Source organism: Candidatus Amarolinea dominans (genome assembly GCA_016719785.1).
In the GTDB taxonomy this organism is placed as follows: domain Bacteria; phylum Chloroflexota; class Anaerolineae; order SSC4; family Amarolineaceae; genus Amarolinea; species Amarolinea dominans.
Map to the genome: position 1 here is coordinate 54,115 of JADJYJ010000017.1, position 18,432 is coordinate 72,546.

12 protein-coding genes are annotated in these 18,432 nt (G+C 67.0%); 11 read left to right on the forward strand and 1 reads right to left on the reverse strand.

All coding sequences use genetic code 11. The features are described 5' to 3' along the window. Positions 1–120 precede the first annotated feature (120 nt). From IPM84_17125 to IPM84_17170, 10 genes are all read left to right on the forward strand, one after another. Positions 121–1,140, forward strand: coding sequence for a GNAT family N-acetyltransferase (locus IPM84_17125; protein MBK9094450.1), 1,020 nt, complete (start codon positions 121–123; stop codon positions 1,138–1,140). A 169-nt stretch (positions 1,141–1,309) separates the two neighbouring features. Next, the gene (locus IPM84_17130) at positions 1,310–2,524 is read left to right on the forward strand and encodes a glycosyltransferase family 4 protein (GenBank protein MBK9094451.1); all 1,215 of its coding nucleotides are present in this window, start codon (positions 1,310–1,312) and stop codon (positions 2,522–2,524) included. Between the two features lie 71 nt (positions 2,525–2,595). After that, positions 2,596–3,426 (forward strand): WecB/TagA/CpsF family glycosyltransferase, encoded by an 831-nt coding sequence (locus tag IPM84_17135; GenBank protein ID MBK9094452.1) that lies wholly within the window; start codon positions 2,596–2,598, stop codon positions 3,424–3,426. Positions 3,427–3,441: 15 nt separating this feature from the next. Then, on the forward strand, positions 3,442–4,836 hold the full coding sequence (locus IPM84_17140) for a hypothetical protein (protein MBK9094453.1): 1,395 nt from the start codon (positions 3,442–3,444) through the stop codon (positions 4,834–4,836). Beyond that, positions 4,836–5,915, forward strand: coding sequence for an O-antigen ligase family protein (locus tag IPM84_17145; protein ID MBK9094454.1), 1,080 nt, complete (start codon positions 4,836–4,838; stop codon positions 5,913–5,915). Before IPM84_17140 ends, IPM84_17145 begins: the two co-directional genes overlap by 1 nt. Positions 5,916–6,614: 699 nt before the next feature. After that, positions 6,615–7,115 carry a hypothetical protein gene (locus IPM84_17150; protein MBK9094455.1) on the forward strand — a complete coding sequence of 167 codons (501 nt, stop codon included), beginning with the start codon at positions 6,615–6,617 and terminating at the stop codon, positions 7,113–7,115. 12 nt (positions 7,116–7,127) lie between these two features. Beyond that, a complete protein-coding gene (locus IPM84_17155) occupies positions 7,128–7,463 on the forward strand; it encodes a DUF2442 domain-containing protein (GenBank protein MBK9094456.1) in 336 nt (111 codons plus the stop codon). A 76-nt stretch (positions 7,464–7,539) separates the two neighbouring features. Continuing rightward, complete coding sequence (locus tag IPM84_17160; protein MBK9094457.1) at positions 7,540–10,035, forward strand: CHAT domain-containing protein; 2,496 nt, start codon at positions 7,540–7,542, stop codon at positions 10,033–10,035. Positions 10,036–10,209: 174 nt separating this feature from the next. Next, positions 10,210–13,491, forward strand: a complete 3,282-nt coding sequence (locus IPM84_17165; GenBank protein MBK9094458.1) for an ATP-binding protein — start codon at positions 10,210–10,212, stop codon at positions 13,489–13,491. A 31-nt stretch (positions 13,492–13,522) separates the two neighbouring features. Continuing rightward, the gene (locus tag IPM84_17170; protein ID MBK9094459.1) at positions 13,523–16,051 is read left to right on the forward strand and encodes a hypothetical protein; all 2,529 of its coding nucleotides are present in this window, start codon (positions 13,523–13,525) and stop codon (positions 16,049–16,051) included. A gap of 105 nt (positions 16,052–16,156) precedes the next feature. Here IPM84_17170 and IPM84_17175 read toward each other — a convergent pair whose 3' ends face one another. After that, complete coding sequence (locus IPM84_17175; GenBank protein MBK9094460.1) at positions 16,157–16,708, reverse strand: DUF4126 domain-containing protein; 552 nt, start codon at positions 16,706–16,708, stop codon at positions 16,157–16,159. Positions 16,709–16,891: 183 nt separating this feature from the next. Here IPM84_17175 and IPM84_17180 point away from each other — a divergent pair, with 183 nt between their 5' ends. Further along, positions 16,892–18,418 (forward strand): M1 family metallopeptidase, encoded by a 1,527-nt coding sequence (locus IPM84_17180; GenBank protein ID MBK9094461.1) that lies wholly within the window; start codon positions 16,892–16,894, stop codon positions 18,416–18,418. The last annotated feature ends 14 nt before the right edge of the window (positions 18,419–18,432 follow it).

Here is an 18,432-nt window from a genome sequence, read left to right on the forward strand (position 1 = left end):
GACACGAAGCGCGAAGGGCGCGAAGACACGAAGCGCGAAGGGCGCGAAGGGGTCGGAGAACTGAGAGCGGAGAGCGGGAGACCGAAAATCGAAAAACGAACATCGAAAATCGAGGATCGCTTGAAGCTAATCATCGAGCGAGATGCCAGTGGGTTCGACACTCTGTGCGACGCGTGGAACGAGCTGCTGCTGCAGAGCCAGACCAACACCATCTTTCTCAGTTGGGAATGGCAAACCACCTGGTGGCGCCACTGGGGGACAGACGAACTCTATCTTCTGCACTGGCACGACGAGGAGACCGGGCGCCTGCTGGGCCTGGCGCCCTTGTTTTTGGATAGAACAGATGACGGCCAACGCCGCCTCCTGTTGGTGGGCGGCATCGAGGTGAGCGATTACCTTGACATCATCGTGACGCCAGTGCATGCCGCGGCCGTCTACGCCAGCCTGGCCGCCTGGCTGGTCAGTGCGGCGGCGCCGGCCTGGGACCTCTTCGAACTGGTCAATCTGCCGGCCGCCTCGCCCACACTGGCTGCCTTTCCCACGCATCTACCGCCGCAGTGGTCGGCGGTTGCCCGCCAGGAAGATGTCTGCCCCTTGATCCGCCTGCCCGCCGACTGGGAGTCGTACCTCAACCTGCTCGACAAGCATCAGCGCCACGAGGTGCGCCGTAAGCTGCGCAAGATCGAGCAGGTCCCCACAGTGCGCTGGTGGTTCAGTACGCCGGACAACCTGGCCCGCGACGTCGAAGATTTCATCGCCCTGCATCAACTGAGCAGCGCGGACAAGGACGATTTCATGACCGAAGCGATGAAAGACTTCTTCCGGGACGTTGCACAGGTCATGGCGGCCCGGGGTTGGCTGGGACTGGCCTTGTTGAGCGTTGATGAGCGTCCGGCCGCGGCTTTGTTCAGCTTCACCTGGCAGGATCAGTGGCTTCTGTATAACTCCGGCTATGATCCGCGCAACTTCAAGGAACTCAGCACGGGCGTCGTGCTGCTGGCGCGCTGCATCGAACACGCCATCGAGACTGGCTTCCGGGTTTTTGATTTTATGCAGGGCAACGAAATCTACAAGTACCGCCTGGGTGGACATGACACCGCGGTGTGGCGTCTGACCGTTCGCAAAGCGCAGTCGCGCTGAGCCTGTTTTCGACACCCCAATGGGTAGTAGGTCATCAGGCACTTGCCACAAGCCGTCGCGTAGAACGTTTGAGCGAAAACAGGACTGTTCCTACAGGTTGTGCGCGATTTGCCAATGACCACAAGCTGTTGTATGGAAACATCTGTTCTATGTCGAAAACAGGCTGAGCATGACGTCCTGGAACATTCTCTGCACCATCACCTCGTACCCTCCCGCCATCGGCGGCGCACAGAGTCACACCCATGAGTTGATGCGCCGCCTGGCCCAACGACACCGGGTCACGGTCGCCTCATTTTGGGATCGCAATCGCACCGATTGGCTGCTGGGCACCACATTGACCGCGCCCCTGCAACCTCGATCCTATACCCTGGACGGCGTCTCGGTTCAGCAGGTGACGTGGCGTCGAGACGAGCGCTGGCGTCTTCTGCCCCTGCTATGCGTCTACTATGCGCTCAAGACGCAGGCTATCGCGGTCATCAGTAGACGCCTGCTGCCCAAGCTGGCGGCTGTGGCGCCCACCTGTGACCTGGTTTACCATGCGCGCATCGGCCGCGAGAGCCTTGCCTTTGCCTCGCTGGCGCTGGCCCGGCAGCGTGATGTGCCCTTCCTCCTGGTTCCCTATCACCACCCGCGCTGGGTGGGCTGGAACTACCGCCAGTACCTTGATCTCTATCGCCAGGCCGATGCCGTGATGACCCTCACCGACCATGAACAGCAAACCCTGATCGAGCTGGGCGTGCAGCCGCAGCGCATCTTTGTCACCGGCAACGCGCCGGTACTGGCTACGCCGCCGCCGCCAGCCGGCGCCTTTGCCGGTCGCTATGCCCCAGCGCGGAGCGCGCCAGGCCCCTTGATCCTCTTCCTGGCGCAGAAGTACCGCTACAAGGGGCTGGAAGCCCTGCTGGCGGCCGCGCCCCTGGTCTGGCAGCAGCACCCGGAGGCCTGGTTCGCCTTCGTGGGGCCGCGTACGCGGTTTTCCGAACGCCTCTTCCATCAGGTCTCCGACCCGCGCCTGGTTGAGATGGGCGCAGTCAGCCTGGCAGAAAAAACGGCCGCGCTGGCCGACTGCACCGTGCTCTGCGTCCCTTCCAGTCAGGAGAGCTTCGGCGGCGTCTTCACCGAAGCCTGGGCCTTGCACAAACCGGTGATTGGCGGCCCGGCGCCCGCGGTGCGTGAGGTCATCACCCCCGGCGCCGACGGCTTCGTCGTGGCGCAGGACCCGGCGCTCATCGCCGAATATCTCAACCTTCTGCTGGCGCAGCCGGGTCTTGCAGCGCGCATGGGCCAGGCCGGTTTCGCCAAAGTACAGGCGCATTTCACCTGGGACGCCCTGGCCGCCAAGACAGAACAGGCCATGCAGGCCGTTTTGCACCGAACGGCTTGAGCTTGCGGCCGGCTCACACAGCGCGCCTCACCCGTTTTTCGTTTTGCGAATTATGGTTTACCATAGGCAGTATGGATTCTTCAGAACGGCTCATTGATGAACAGCTCATCGAACGATTGAATGTCCTGAGCGTCGGCATCAGCATGATTGACATGGAGAACGCGCTGGCGTTGATGGAACATTGGATCGCCGCCAGGCAGCGCGCCTACGTCTGCGTCTGTACCGTGCATACGGTGATGGAATGCCAGTACAACCCAGGGCTGCGCGACATGGTCAACTACGCCGACCTGGCGACGCCTGACGGCATGCCCCTGGTCTGGCTGGGGCGCTGGGCAGGGTATCGCCATGTGCGGCGCGTTTACGGGCCTGACCTGATGCAGGCCTTCTGTCAACGCTCCGCGCCGGCCGGCTACCGCCATTTCTTCTACGGCGGCGCGCCCGGGGTGCCTGAAGCCCTGGCTCTGCGCTTGAGCCAGGATTATCCGGGGCTGCGCGTGGTCGGCGCCTATTCGCCGCCGTTCACCCCCCCCACACCTGAGCGGGAGCACGAAGAGATTGCGCGCATCAATGCCGCGCACCCCGATGTGGTCTGGGTGGCCCTGGGAACGCCCAAGCAGGACCGCTGGCTGTCCGAACACCGCGACCAACTCGAGGCGCCTGTGCTGGTAGCCGTCGGCGCCGCCTTCAACATCCTCTCCGGTCGTCTGCGCCAGGCGCCGCTGTGGATGCGACGCAGCGGCCTGGAATGGTGTTGGCGCCTCTTTCAAGAGCCGCGCCGCCTCTGGCGTCGCTATCTTCTCTTCAACCCGCTCTTTCTTTGGAATCTGATGCTGCAAAAGACCGGCCTCAAACGTTTCGACCCGCTGCCTGAGCGCCGCAAAAACGCTAACCGTTTGTCATGACAGGGATTACCGCCAGTGCCTTTTCCTGAACTCATTCGACTCTTGCGCCAATCCTGGCGCCTGCTGATCATCGGCCCCCTGATCGCCGGCCTGGTAGCCGGGCTGCTCAGCCTGTGGGTCCTCCCCACGCGCTGGGATGCCACGGCCAGCCTGCTGATGGCGCGCCTCAAACCGAGCCTCTCGCTGGACCCCCGCCTGCAGACGGTGTCGGATGAAGACCTGGTGCGCACCGCCTCCACCGATGACCGCGGCCGCCGCGAAACGCTGCTGGCGCTGGTGCTCAGCGACGACGTGGTGGGGCAACTGTGGCAGGAGGCTGGCGACAATCGGCCTGCCCGCGTGGAAAACATCACCGACCTGAAACAGCGTCTGCTGCCGAGCGCCCGCGCCACCGTGCTCGACCTGACCGTGCGCGGGGACACTCCCGCCCAGGCTGCACACCTGGCCAACCTGTGGGCGCAGATTGCCGAGCGGCAGATCAATCAGTTGTACAGCCAGGTGGCACAGCCGCCAGCGGAGGCCGCGGCGCAGGCCGAGAACGCGCGTCAAACCTACCTGGACGCGGAGCAGATCCTGATCGTCTTCCTGCAGGACAGTCCGGTGGATGAGCTGCAGCGCCAGATCGCACAGAAGAAAGAAGTGCTCGATACCCTGCAGCGCCAGCAGCTCAAGGCGCTGGAGACGCGCTTGCAAAGCCGTCTGGACAATCTCAACCGTCTCGACCTCCTGCTGGCGAACATCGAGGCGATGGGGACACAGGCCGTCGCCGATGGGACCGCCGCGGTCAGCGCCACGGCCCTGAGCGACTTGCTGCTGCAGGTGAGCGCCTTTTCCACCGGCGCCGGCATCCCGGTGCAGTTACAGATTCCCATCGAGCAACTGCGTGACGCCGCCTCTGGTGCGCAGCGTGTGGCCAGTTTGCAGAGCCTGGCCGGCGCCCTGACCGGCCTGCAGCGCACCTGGCGTGCGGAAGTACAAACCTTGCAGGCGCAGGTGCTGCACGCGCCCGACCTGCTGAGCGCCGAAGTGGCCGGCCAGGACCTGTTGGTGGCAGTACAGGCCATGCAGGCGCAAATCAACGCGCTGCAGAGCCAACTGGAAACTCAGACCGACACGCAGCGCCGGCTGACCGATACGCGCGATGTAGCCTGGGAGAGCTTCACCGCTCTGGCCCGCCGCGCCGCGGAGGTCGCCATTGCCAGTGAAACAGCCAGCATCGAGGTGCGCCTGGCTTCTACCGCGCTGCCGCCCTCCGAAAACTCACAGCCGCACACATTGCTCAACGTCGCGCTGGCCCTGGTGGTCGGCGCAGTGTTGGCCCTCGCCCTGGTGCTCCTGCGGGCGCAAGTCACAGTGCCCGCACCGCTTTTGACGACAGGAGACACGACAGAGGCTGGCGAGGGCGGCTGATGTCCCCCTGGCGGCAGCCCTTGCGTTGGCCCCTGCTCCTCCTCCTGCTGACGGTCGCCGGCGGTTGGCTGCTCAGCGACGAGCGCGCCCAGGCCACGGCCTTCGTTGGCCGCCTGGCCCTGGGATTGCTTGCCTTTCAAGCCGTGTATTTCTACCTCACCACGGCGTTTACGGACGGGAGACTGCGCCGAACCCTGTGGGCGCTGACCGCGGCGCTGGCCGGCCTGCTCGTCCTGACCCTGATCGGCACGCGCTGGCCCGCGGCGAAATTCCTCCTGCCCCTGGACGCCATCTATCAACGCCTGCCCACCTTGCTGACCGACACGCTGCATCCCAACGTCGCCGCGGCCGGCCTGCTGCTGCTTCTTCCCATCCCCTGCGTGCTGTTCCTGGACGACCTCCGGCGCCCCCGCTCCCCCTGGGCGCGCGGGTTGAGCCTGGCCGTCAGCCTGCTGACTCTGTTCGTGCTTCTGCTGACGCAATCGCGCGCCGCATGGCTGGCGTTGGCCGGCATGGCCCTGGCGGCGGCCTTCCACCAGGTTCAACGCGCCTGGCTGCGCTGGCTGCTGATTGTGCTGAGCGCCGCGGCGGCCGGCCTGCTGCTCTGGCTGGCCCGCGCTGCCCTGGCCGCGGACTGGCTCAACCGCCAGATGGTGTGGGCGCAGGGCCTGGCGATGCTGCAAGACTTCGGTCTGACCGGCATCGGGCCTGGCAGTTTCGGCGCGCTCGGCCCGCAGCTCTACGCCGATTTCTGGATGGGCGATCTCAGCTTCGTCGCGCCTCATGCCCACAACCTCTTCTTGCAAGTCGGCATTGACCTGGGCATTGCCGGGCTGACGGCCTACCTGGCCCTCCTGGCGACGGCCGCCGCGCTCGCCTCGTCCGCCTGGCGTCACCGCCCCGCGCCCCTCGTGCGGCTCACCGCCGGCGCCGTCCTGCTCAGCCTGCTGGCCCTGGTTCTCGATGGCCTGCTCGACATCGGCGTTTGGGGCAGCCAGGGCGGCTTCATCGCCTGGATCGTCCTCGGACTGGCCGGATCGCTGACCGCCGCCCGATCGTGGGACACACCACCGGCGTAACCGCGCCGCCATCCTCCCCTTGCGCAGGCTGGCTGCACCACACATCGCCGGGCAAGCCGACAGCGCCCTCACCCACGAGCGCCCCTTACCCGGCGGGCCTGCGCAAGGTTGGCCGCCATCCTCCCCTTGCGCAGGCTGGCTGCCCCACACATCGCCGGGCAAGCCGACAGCGCCCTCGCCCACGAGCGCCCCTTACCCGGCGGGCCTGCGCAAGGTTGGGCGATTGTCCGGCCAACAACCCTCGCAGGGGCCAATGGACATCGCAGCGTTGACTTGTCACGACGTCGCCCGCCTCTGAGGTCGTCATCTTGCCGCAGCCCTGCGAGGGGGACGTGAAATCCCCTTGCGCAGGCTGGCTGCCCCACACATCGCCGGGCAAGCCGAAATCGCCCCATGAATGAATTCACGGGCTGATACACCAAAACCTGCCGAGGCAGGTTAGTATTGGGTGCGACGACTCAATTCGTGTCAATTCGTGCAATTCGTGGCAGAAGGAATTCACGGGCTACTGCACCAACACCCGCCGGCCGGCATCGCATCCACAAAGCCCGACGCCAGGTGCGATTCCTCCTCGCCCTCTGCGCCCTCCGCGGTAAAAAAACCTGCCGCTCATGGATGGTGTCAAGTACGACTGGTTGTGCTACAATCCAGGGCAGACGCGCTCACAAGAACAGAACGTGATTTCAAGGAGAACCTGGTATGGCTGTGTATCCTGTGACAATTAGTCTACCCGAAACAGTGTATCGGCAGATCAAACGCGCCGCCGATGCTGTTCGTCGCCCCATTGACGAAATCGTTGCCGAGGCAGTGGCAGCCGCCGCGCCGGTAATGGACACACCTGCTTCGAGCCTGCGAGCCGAACTGGCGCAGATGGCCTACCTCAATGATGCCGCCTTGTGGAAGGCAGCCCGGTCCACTCTCTTCAAAGATCAACAGGAGAGGCTTGAGTCACTGCATGACAAACAACAGCGAGTCGCTCTGGCAGCCGCAGAACGGGCACAAGAGCAGGCGCTGGTCAGACTCTATCGCGAAACCCTGCTGTGGTGCGAGCACAGGCAGTTGCACTGCTCCAGCAGCGCGGCTATGACGTCTCGGACCCGACCGCGTTTCACTCGCTGGGTTAATCGCGTTCCCATGAGCAGGCAATCTATTCCCAGAGAAGTATTTTGCGGTTGGTGGAAGATCATTGGGATGAACTGATTCGAGGCTGGAATGAATACTGTGGTACTTGAGCTTCAGGATATTGCGATTCAAGATGTCGAAACAACGGATGACTCGCTGTTCGTTGACTTGAGGGATGGTCGCACGATTACCGTGCCGCTGGCCTGGTATCCTCGGCTGCTGCACGGTACGGCGGAAGAGCGCAGACATTGGCGGCTGATCGGTCAGGGTGCGGGCATCCATTGGCCGGAACTGGATGAGGATCTGAGCATCGAAGGGTTGATCCTGGGCCGGCCATCATCCGAGAGTGTGCAGCCACTTCAGCGTTGGCTCAAGAGCCGTGAAGTCAAACGCGCCAACGGCAACAATCATCTGGATGAACAATGACAGGCAAGTTCGTCGCCCCATTGACGAATATGACGTTTTGTTACCCGAATGAATTTATCTATTCGAGGTTCTCTCCGTGCGACTTGAGATTGAGCTGACCGCCACGGCCGCGGCCTGGCGGGCGACCTATGACCTGACCGGCGCACCGGGCGCGATCGTCCTGCCGCCGCGCGAGCTGCCGCGGCAGGCGGCCTTTCCCCTGCCGCCTGCGACCGAAGCCCAGGCAGCCGTTGCGACAGAAGCGCACGCCGCGCTCGTCCAGGCCATCACCCCCGAGCCCTGGCAGGCGATCGTCGAACGGGTCGCGACTCGCCAAGCCAGCGCAGCCGACGAACAAACCCTGGGCCGCGCCCTTTTTGCCGGGCTGCTCGGCGATGCCGTGTGGCAAAGCGTCCGCCAACAGGCAGCCGGCGCGGCGCTCGATCTGCACCTGGCCCTGCCGACCGCCGCCCCTGAGCTGCACCGCCTGCCCTGGGAACTACTGCACAACGGCCAGGAGTTCCTCTGCCTGGACACCCAACAACCCACCAACCTGCTGCGCACGCTGCGTTTGCCCGCCGGCGGCGGTGTCATGACGCCCTTGCCGGTGCCGGTGCGCGTCCTGTTCGTTCTGGGCGGAGATTTCGGCGATGCCGCCTTGCAGGAGGGCGCCGGTTTCCTGGCGCTGCTGCGTCACCTGCGCACGCCGGACAACCTGAGCATCAACTCGCGCGTGCTGGTCAAGGCCAGCCTGACCGCGCTCAAGGACGGGGTGCAGAGTTTTCAGCCGAGTGTCATTCACCTGATCGCCTCGGCCACGCTGGACGGCGCGGGCCAGCCTCGGATTTCCCTGCCGGATCGCTTCAACCGGGCCGCGGTTCAGCAGCATAGCGCGCTCGACCTGGTCAGGACGCTGCGCGAAGCCTGCCCTGGCGCCAGCCTGCCGCTGCTCTCGCTGCACCTGGGCGCGGCGCGCGCCGAGGTGGCGCCCCTGCTCGCCACGCGCCTGGTGGCAGAGGGCGTGCCCCTGGTGGCCGTTCTCGCCGGCGATTTGAGCAACTACGCGGCCCGGCTCTTTGCCCGTGGCGCATACGAAGCCCTGTTGAGCGGCCAATCGTTAGCCGTGGCTTGCGCAGACGGCCGCCGCGCCTTTCGGCAGATGGGCATCAGCCCGCAAGCCTGGGCCGGCCCCCTGCTCGTCGCCAACGCCGCCTCGTCGCTGACCCCGGTCTTTGCTGACGCCAGCCTGGCACGGCAGCTCGCCGATCTCGACCTGCAGTACCGCCAGTCCAACAGCATCTTCTGCGACCGCTTCCAGCTTTGGGACAGCGCCACCGCGGCCTTCCTGGGGCGCGGCGGCGCACGCATCGCCGCGCGTCCCGATCGGCGCACCGTCCTGGCCGTCGAAGTCACCGAACCGGACCAGGGCTTGGTCGCGCCCCGCTTCGGCAAGACCCGTTTCCTGGAAGAGCTGGCGCGCCACGCCTTGCAGGACAACTACGTGCCCATCGTCTTCTCCCTGCCGCCGGGCGCGGACGTGCCCAAGACGCTGCTCGACCTGGCGCTCAAACTGGTCGGCAAGATCATCGAAGTGCGCGCCTGGTTTGGCCTGCCCCGCCTGGAATTGCCGCGCGACAGCGAGGTGGTCAAGCTCAACCTGTTGCACCGCGGCCAACAACTGCCGGTCGCCACCTCCACCTACCAGACCGGCTTGATCCGCCAACTGATCCTCGCCGCGCTGACCAAAGATGATCTCGACACCCTGATCTTCGATCATTTTCGTGAGGTGCATGACGCCCTGATCGCGCAGCCAGCCGCGGACCGCGTGCAGCGGCTGATCGAATTCTGCGACACGCGTCTTGAATTTGGCCGGCTTTTCGGCCAGATCGCGACCATCAACCCGGCCCGGTTTGCCCAGTTCGAACCGCTGCTTGGCGCGGCGATCAAGGCCGGGCCGGGTCTGCATCCTTCGATCCAGGAACAGTTCAACCTGCTCAGCGCGCCGGCCTACAACGCGCCGGGCCTGGTGGCCGCGGCCCTGCGCCTGGACCTGGCCGCGCTGGCCGCGGCCAGCCGCCTGGCCGGCAACAGCGCTCAGCGCCGTCTCCTGCTGCTGCTCGATGATCTGCATCGCTTCGACGAACCGATCGTGCGCGATCTGCTCAACACCCTCATCACCAACCGCGGCCTGGCGCTGGCCGAAGACCCGGAACCGCTGCCCGTCGTGCTGACCTTCTCGAAGGCAGGCGTCGCCAACGAGGCCACCGATGGCGTCATCCGTAGTTTCCTGGGCCGCGTCTACGTCATGCACCAGGAACTCAAATCGTTCACCGACATCGAAGCGCGGCTCGCCTACACCCAGTTCCTTTTCTGGCGCAGCCTTTACCCCGACCCTGACCAACTGCCGCTGGTCGTCAGTCACCAGGCCAGCCCGGCCGACGTGCAGACCTTCTTCGAGCGCCTGGCCGCGACCGTCGGCGGCGCGCCCTCGCGGCTGTTCAACAACGACCCATTCCTACAAGTCATCGAAGAAGCGCAGGCCGCACAAATCCTGGAAGAGGTGCAGGATGACCTACTGCTCGGACGAATCTAGGAGAGCGATTGAAATCGCGCCTGATGGGCGCACCGCCGGGCGTCCACGCAGGTGGACGCTCGGCCGGTCGGCGCAGGCCGACCTTGCGGCGGCACGCCCCTTCGCCCCGAATTCATTCGGCGGCGACCTTGCGGCGGCACGCCCCTTCGCCCCGAATTCATTCGGCGGCGGCCGATGAGCGCCCCATCCACACCGCTCGCCACCATCCGCGCGCGGCGCCTGGGCGATTTCAGCGACGAAGCGCTGCTCTGGCTGGCCCTGCCGCCGGTCTGGACCCTGCCGCTGGCCGCCTGGTGCGAATTCCCGGCCGGCAAACAGCCGCTGCCAACCATCTTCGCAAACGCCGTGCGCACCGGACTCGCCCTGAGTGACGCCCCTGCTCGATCAGAGATCAGAGATCAGAGACCAGAGATCGGGTTCGTGGGGGACGAGAGTTCCCCGGTCTCCGGACTCCAATCTCCGGACTCCAATCTCCATCCTCCCCCAAAATCCCCTGACCTCAGCGGCTACGACCCCGAGATGCTGGCTGACCTGGGCCTGGCGCCGCCGACCTCTGCCGCAGTCGTGACTTTCTGGGCCGCGCCCGGCATGCGCAGCGACATCTTGACCCGCACCCTGGCCGATCGTTCGGCCGGACAGGCCGCGCTGCGCAGGTCCGCGGGCCTGATCGGCGAACGCATCCGGCGCTTCCCTGAACCTGCCACGGTTCCCCCGGCCACCCGGCGCTGGGCCGAACTGGCCGCGCCGCTGGCCAAACAGCCCGGCGACGCGGCCAAACAGCTTGGCAACGCGGCCGCAGCACTCGACCGGCGGCTGGAGGCCCTGCTGATTCCAGGCAAGGGGGATACCGGGGGAGATATCAAGGGGGATACCGGGGGGGATACTAAGGGGGATACCGGGGGGGATACTAATGAAGCCCTGCGCTGGATCGAAGCCGCCGCGCCGTTGGCAGAGCTGTTCGGCGGTGAAATGCTGGCCGCGGTGCAGCGCGCCGGCGCTCGACTGGAGCTTTTCCACCGCCGCGACTTCGACCGCCGCCACCTGGGGCGCTTCCTGGAGCGCGCCGAGCAAATGCAAGCCTTCGATGATCTGCTGGTCAGCCCGCCTGACGAGTGGGCGCTGCACTACGTCGGCCTGGGCGGCGTGGGCAAAACCATGCTCGTGCGCCATCTGACCCTGCTCTTGACCGACGACGAGCGCTTCAAGGGCCGGGCCGCCTGCGCCCGCGTGGACTTCGATCACCTCAGGCCCGAATACCCCACGGCCGCTCCCGGGCTGCTCCTGGAGCGCCTGTCAGCCGAACTGGCCCTGTACGGGCAGACCCGCGCCAGCAGCCGCGCGTTCGAGCGTTTCCGCGACCGCGTCAAAACCCTGCACGAGGGCATGCTGCCGCCCGTGTTCGGCGCGCCGCTGCCCCTGCCCACGGACGATCCCAAGTTCCTGGATGTGCTGGCCGTGTTCATCGAGGCGCTGCGCACCCTGCCGCAGCCGGTGGTGCTCATCCTCGACACCTGCGAGGAGCTGGCGCGCATCAGCGCGGGCGGCGAAGTTCCCCTCAACGTGCGCGCCACCTTTGCCATCCTGGAGCAGATGCAGGCCCTGGCGCAGCGCGCCGGCGTGCAGGTGCGGGTCATCTTCTGCGGCCGGCGGCCACTGGCCTCGGCCGGCGCGGGCTGGCAGTGGCCCACCGCGCAGCCCCTGCCCCCGCGGCCCTACCTGCGCCTCCATGCCATCCGCGGCTTCACCCACGATGAAGCGCTCACTTTTCTCACCGCCCGCGCCGGTGTGCCCGCGGAGCCGGCTGATCGCATCGCCGCCATCATCGAGCGCAGCCCGGAGTACGGCCGCCTGGAGGGCCTGATCTTCACCGATCCCGGCCGCGCGCCGGCCGATGTGCCGCGCTGCAGCCCCTTCGACCTCGATCTGATCGCGGCCTGGGTGCGTGAGGCGCCCGGCCTGGACGCGCAGACGATTCGCAGCGCGGACGCGGATCAGTACATTGACCTGCGCATCATGGGCCGCCTGCAGCCTCGCGCCCTGCGCGACCTCATGCCGACCGTCGCGCTCCTGGGCCGCTTCGACCTCCCCATGCTGGCCGCAGCAGCCGGCGACCCGGCTGCCTCCCAGGCTGCCGCACCGCCGCCGGGGACCGAACTGGCCGTGCCGCAGCCCACCCCAGGGGACGCAGTCCGCAGCCGCTGGCAAGACCTTTTCGACGCCCTGGCGCGGCAGGAGTGGATGGACCACCAGGACCCGTTCCTGGAAGTGGACCGGCTGCTCCTGCCCAAACTGCGCGCCTACTTCATGCGCCGCGACGAAGAAGCGCTCGACCTGGCCGGCCACCGCGGCGCCGCGTACCTGCGCGCTCTGACCCTCGCCGCGCCGACCGACGCGCTCAGCACCACGCACCTGGACAACGCCCTGCGTCTGCTCCTGTCCGACAACCCGGCCGCTGCGCCGGCCTGGTGGGCGCAGATCGAAGAGCGCTTTGCCAACCCCAGGGATTGGCCCTGGCTGGAAACGGTGTGCGACCGCATCCTGGCCCGCGGCGGCGCGGTCGGCGCGTTCCGGCCCAGCGGCTGGTGGCGCGGACAGCCGCTCTCGGCCGATGCCCAGGCCGAATGGGAGGGGGACCGCCGCCGCCTGGCCGCGGAAGGTCGCCTGGACGGCAGCGACACCCCGCTGCGCGCCGCGGTGCTGGCAACTTACAACGCCGCCCTCCTGCATCTGCGCCGGCCGCGGGACCTGCACGAGCGCTGGCAAGAAGCCCTGGCGATCCTGACCGCAGCCGCCGCGCCGCCAACGGCTGTGGACGAGGACGCGCCGCGGCGCCTCCTCACCCTGCGCGCCGCGGCCGGCTGCCTTGCCACCGCGCCGGCCGATCTGCCCGCCGAACCGCGCGCCGCCTGGCTGGAACGGCTGGCCGGCCTCATCAGGCCCGATCAACCCACCGATCCCCAGGCCATCGCCGCACTCCTGGCCGCCGCCGAAACGGGCCAGGCGCCCCTGGCCGACCTGCTGGCCGCGGCCGGCGCGTTGTCGCAGGCGCTGCCGCTGGAACTGCGCACCTGGGCCGCCCTGCTCACCGCGCGTGAGCTGGCCGGCCGCGATCAGCTGACCGCCGCGCTGGCGACTGCCCGCCAGGCCCTGGAGCTGGCGCGCCTTCCGGTTCCCATGGGGTCCGATTTCACCTGGCTCGATTGGCTGCCGCCCGCCGACCTCAACGCACGGGTCCGGCTGGAATTCAGTCAGTTGGCCCATCCGGCCCTGCTCTCGCCCGCCGACGCGCTGGCCGAGATCGGCGCGCAGCCGCCCAACCCCGGCACGCTGGACGCAGACCGCCTGGGCGCAAAGCTGCTGGAACTGCACGCGGCCAGCGCCGCGGCCAATCCAGACGCCTACGCGGCCCTGGCCCTGCCCGTCGCCGCCAACGCCGCACGCCGCGGCCATTCATGACGCGACGCCTCCGCTCTTCGCCGCGCTGGCCGTGGCGCGCGCCGAGACTGGCGCGGTGGACGAGGCCATCGAAGCCCTGCGCCAGGCGCAAACCACCGCGGAAAGCGCGGTCAACCTGGCCGGGCAGCGGGCCATCCTGGCGGCGCGGCTCGCCATCGTGCGCCAGTTCCGCCTGCGTGATGTGGGTCTCGGCGCGGACATCGGATCAGGGCTGGTGTCGCAGACCGTTTACCCGGAAATTCAGCCGCAGCTCCTGGCGACTGCGGGCCTGGCCGCGCCCGGTGCTCAGCCCGTCGCCATCCTGGCTGACGCGGCCCATGCCTGGTGGCGCAGCCGGCCCGTGCGCAGCGCAGACGATCTGCAGGCCGCGCTGGCCCTGCTGCCGGCCTGGACGCCCGGCCCCGACACGCTCGCCAACCCCACCTTCGACGAGGCCTCGCGGCTGTTCGACGAGCAGGAACGCATCTACCTCGATCAGCAGTGGCCGTCGCCTGCCCCGCGGCGCGGCGATTCGGCGCCCTGGCGCGCTGCGGCTGCCTGGCAAAAGGCCCATCCGCACGAACCGGTGCAGGCGCTCATCCTGCACCTGCGCAGCCTGGCCCTGACGCCCGCCGCAGCCGGTGCGCCCGCCGACCTGGCCGGTCGCGTGGGCATTCGCCGCGCCGCCCAGGTTGCCTGGGACGAGGGCGAGCTGCTGGCGCTGCGGCTGCCGGAGCGCGCCATCGGCATCCTGCAGCAGGCGGCCGCCTGGGCCGAACAGGCCGGCGATGCGGCGCTCGGCTTCCGGGTGCAGATCACCCTGGCCCTGGCCGCGGCCTGCGCCGGGCAGCAGAAAACGCTGGAGCAGGCCCTGCAGGGGGCAAAGGCGCTTTTCCCGCGGCTGCCGTTCGTCAACCTGTCACTCCTCAACTGGGACGACCTGACCGTGGCTGCCCAGGACGGCGACATCGTGCGCGTGGGCGGCCTGATGAACAAGGCGCCGCGTTGGCCGCTGGGCTGGCAGCCCTGGCTGGTGCGCGCCATCGCGGCGCAGGCGGCGCTGCTGGCCCTGCAGGAGCGGCCGTCAGGCCTGAGCGGCATCCTGGAATGGGCGGCCAGATCGTTCGGCGTCACCGCCGACGACAAGACCGTCAGGCTGCCGCCGGAGCTGGAGGCGCTGCGGTCGCTGCCGGGCAAAGCCGCGGACGAACCGGCGCCCTCTCCCCTGCGCGCCTGGCTCGGCAAAATCTTCAGCGCCAACAACCTGGTCATGATCCTGGGCATGGCCATTGTCGTCGCAGTCGGGGGCGGGATTTACTGGCTGTTCAACCAGGGCCTCACCTGGGCCGCCCGGACCCTCGGCATGCCGTCCGACCAGGAAATCGGCACGCCGGCGCGCATCGGCCTGACCCTCGCCACGCTGTTCGTCATCGGACTCGCAGCGCAAATCCCGGCTCTCCTGCGCCGTCAGTTCCGCGTCCGCAGCCGGCCGCAGTTGACCCTGCGCCTGACCGGGCCGACCGACGCTGCGTCGGCGCCGACCTGGCGCAGTCTGCCGCCCGTGGAGATGACCTACTCCCGCCTGACCTGGCGCTGGGTCTGGCGCTGGCCGTTCATCATGGCTCAACGCACGCAGTTGGCGCAGGCAGCCAGCCCGGCGGCCGCGTTCACCGCGTATGGCGGCGGCGCCGAACCGCTGCTGCCGACCGAAATCCAGCAGAGACTACACGAAGATCAGGCCCTGCTGCAGCGCCGCGCCTGCGACATGACTGTGGACGTGGAGCCGGGCCTGGCGCAGTTCGGCTGGGAGGGCCTGGTAGTCGCCGCGCTGAAGGATGTCAAGCAGCCGCGGGAAGCGCCGCTGCGTCTGCGCCGCGTGCTGCCCGGCGCTCAGCCGGCCCCGCAGGATGAGCAGCCGCTGCCCGTCGTCGTGGCAAGCCTGGCCGACGGCTTCGAGCAGCAGGAGATGGCGCAGCGGGCCTGGGAGGCCAGCCAGAAGGCCGGGATTGCGCTGATGGTCGGCGGCCTGGGGGAAGGAATCGAGCGGCCGCCGGAGCCTGCGCCGACCGTGCTGCACTTGCAGGCGGCGCCGATGCGGGCGACGGCCGGCGTGCGCCTGAAGCTGAGCGCCGCGCAGCAGCTGATGGCGCAGAGCAGCTTCTACCAGGCGGAGCGCGGCCGCACGCTGGCGGTGGAGGACCTGCCCGCACGCTTCGAGCGCCTGCGCTTGGTCATCCTGCAAGCGCCGGCCCTGGGGCAGACCGATGCGCGCAGCGAGGCCGATTACGAAGAAGCGGCGCTGCTGCGCGAGCTGGCCGCGGTGCTGTTTCTCAAGGGCGTGCCCTGCATCGTGACCATCCCGCCGCTGCCGGCGGAAGTCGCCCCCGCGGCGCTGGCCGGCCTGACCGCCGCGCTCATCCGCCTGCACAAGGCGGGCGGGCTGGACGCAGAACGGCTGTCAGAGGCCATGCTGGCCGCCGTGCGCCAGGCCCGTCAGGATGTCGCCGCCGCCTTCGGACAAAATGCCGCAGCAGGATTCGAAGCAGCATGGGATCTGTGCTTGTACGCGGGAGGTCATTGAAAAAGAGGTTTCCATCCGCCTGTGGTAAAACCAAGCTCATCGAGCATCTCGCTCAGCCATGATCAGGTCGGACAGCGGCGCAAATGAATCGCGAGAGCGTGTGGCTCAGAGCGCAGACGGCGCCCGGCGGCGGAGCAGGCGCCAGACCAGCCAGGCCACCGCCAGCACGATCAGGAGCATCAGCGCGGGCACGATGATCGCGGTGAGCGAGACGGTCACGGCGATGACATCTTCGGCCGTGCTGATGATCGGGTTGCCCAGCCCGGCCGTGGTGGCGCTAACCACCGGCCGCACCGTCGCCTTGACCGCATGCACACCGCCGGCCAGGAGCAGCCCGCAGGCCAGCGCCAGCACCGGATGCACATCGCTGATGGTGTGACTGCTGGCCGCGAACAGGACAGCCCCGGCCGCGGGCCGCACGAAGGTCTGGATGGCGTCGTTGATGTGGTCAATGCCCACGATCTTGTCCGCCAGCACCTCGATCGCCAACAGCACCACAAGCAGCCCGATAATCCACGGATTCTCCAGCGTGTCCCACGGTGAACTCAACGCAATCAAATCGGTGAAGCGCGCCAGCAGCGCCACCGTCAACAGCGGCACATACGCATTCAACCCGGCCGACGTAGACAGCCCGAACGCCGTCAAGATATTAGAAATCGCCTCGATCATATTTCACCTCCTGGCCGCATTATAAGTGCAAATTGGCATCCGCTCAACAATCTGTTCATCGTTCCGCCCCATCGCCCTTGCCTTCACAAGTCAGCCATGATATACTGATCGCATCAGGGCTTCTGACAGACCGAGCAGAATGATCGCACGCAACTGGAGCCTTTCGCCACCATGACAACCTCGAACCAAACCTGGAAAGAACGCGGCGCCAGGCTGGCTGCCGGGCTGATGTTCGCCAGCCTGCTGCTGCTCCTGGCCGGCTGCACGCTCTTCAATCGCCCCAAGCCGGACCCCTGGGCGGCTTACCGGGCTGGCCTCGCGCCCCTCAGCCAAAACATCCTGGACAGCCGTAGTGATTGGCCCCGCTATAGCCTTGATCTGCAGATTGACCCTGAAACGCGCACGATCCAGGGTAGCCAGGAGGTCATCATCACCAATGACACGCAGTTCACCTGGGGCGACCTCTACTTCCGCCTCTTCCCGAACCTGCCGCATTTCGATGGCGAAATGGAAATTGCCAGCGTGCAGCGGGCGGGCCGGCCGCTGCCATTCAGCTACGCGGCCGACCGCACAGCCATTCGCGTGGCGCCGCCGCAGCCGGTAGCGCCGGGCGCTTCACTGACGCTCGACCTGATTTTTTCCGTGGAAGCGCCCGCGCCCACTGAGTCGTACGTTCTGTTTGGCGCCAGTCAGGGCATCCTCAATCTGCCGCTGGCCTATCCGGTCCTGGCCGTATTCGACCAGGCGGCCGCGGCCGCCAGTGAACCCATTCCCTGGCGCCTGGACATGCCCGCGACCTACGGCGACACGGCCTTCACCCAGGCCGCGCTCTACCAGGTGACCGCGACTCTCCCCAGCACGTTCACCGTCGTCGCCACCGGTGTGCTGCTTGGCCGCACATCATCCGCCGACGGTCAGGATACCTGGCGTTGGACCAGCGGCCCCATTCGTGAATGGATGATGACCCTCAGCCCCGATTTTCACGTCGTATCTACCAGCGCGTACAGCACCACGGTCAATTCGTATTTCCTGTCAGGCGATGAGGCCACTGGAAACGAAGCCCTGCAGATAGCCGCCGCGGCCCTGCGCGTCTACCAGGATCACTACGGCCGCTATCCCTACCCCGCGATGGACATCGTCGCCTCACCTCTGCAATACCGGGGGATGGAATTCCCAGGCCTCGATTTGATCGGACTGGGCCTCTATCGCCAACGGACGCAAGACCTGGAGTTTCTCATCGTGCATGAGGTGGCCCATCAGTGGTGGTACAACATGGTCGGCAATGACCCGGTGCGCACACCCTGGCTGGATGAGGGGCTGGCGGAGTATTCGACTTATGTCTACTTGGAGGCGGTACGCGGCCAGGCGGCGGCCGACAATTTGTTGGCTAACCGCTGGCAGACGCCGGTCACTTACGCGCGCAACAATGGCCTGGATGCCGTCGTCAATCAGCCGGCCAGCGCGTTCGGCGCCGGTCGCTACGAGACCATCGTCTACGCCAAAGCCGCACTGTTCTTCCACGCGGTGCGCCAGGAGGTAGGCGACGACATGTTCTTTCGCATCCTGAAGGCCTACGTACAGCGCTACCGTTTTCGTGAAGTGCAACCGGCCGATTTCGTCAGCCTGGCCGAACGCCTGAGTGGCAAGTCGCTGGCCGCCATTTACAATGAGTGGGTCCTGAGCTACGTCACGCCATGAAATTACACATATCA

Excerpts from the sequence above, each read along its gene's own strand:
- IPM84_17165 (MBK9094458.1), top strand. The coding sequence starts at position 10,210 with ATGAGCGCCCCATCCACACCGCTCGCCACCATCCGCGCGCGGCGCCTG.
- IPM84_17135 (MBK9094452.1), top strand. The coding sequence starts at position 2,596 with ATGGATTCTTCAGAACGGCTCATTGATGAACAGCTCATCGAACGATTG.
- IPM84_17155 (MBK9094456.1), top strand. The coding sequence starts at position 7,128 with ATGAATACTGTGGTACTTGAGCTTCAGGATATTGCGATTCAAGATGTC.
- IPM84_17150 (MBK9094455.1), top strand. The coding sequence starts at position 6,615 with ATGGCTGTGTATCCTGTGACAATTAGTCTACCCGAAACAGTGTATCGG.
- IPM84_17145 (MBK9094454.1), top strand. The coding sequence starts at position 4,836 with ATGTCCCCCTGGCGGCAGCCCTTGCGTTGGCCCCTGCTCCTCCTCCTG.
- IPM84_17180 (MBK9094461.1), top strand. The coding sequence starts at position 16,892 with ATGACAACCTCGAACCAAACCTGGAAAGAACGCGGCGCCAGGCTGGCT.
- IPM84_17130 (MBK9094451.1), top strand. The coding sequence starts at position 1,310 with ATGACGTCCTGGAACATTCTCTGCACCATCACCTCGTACCCTCCCGCC.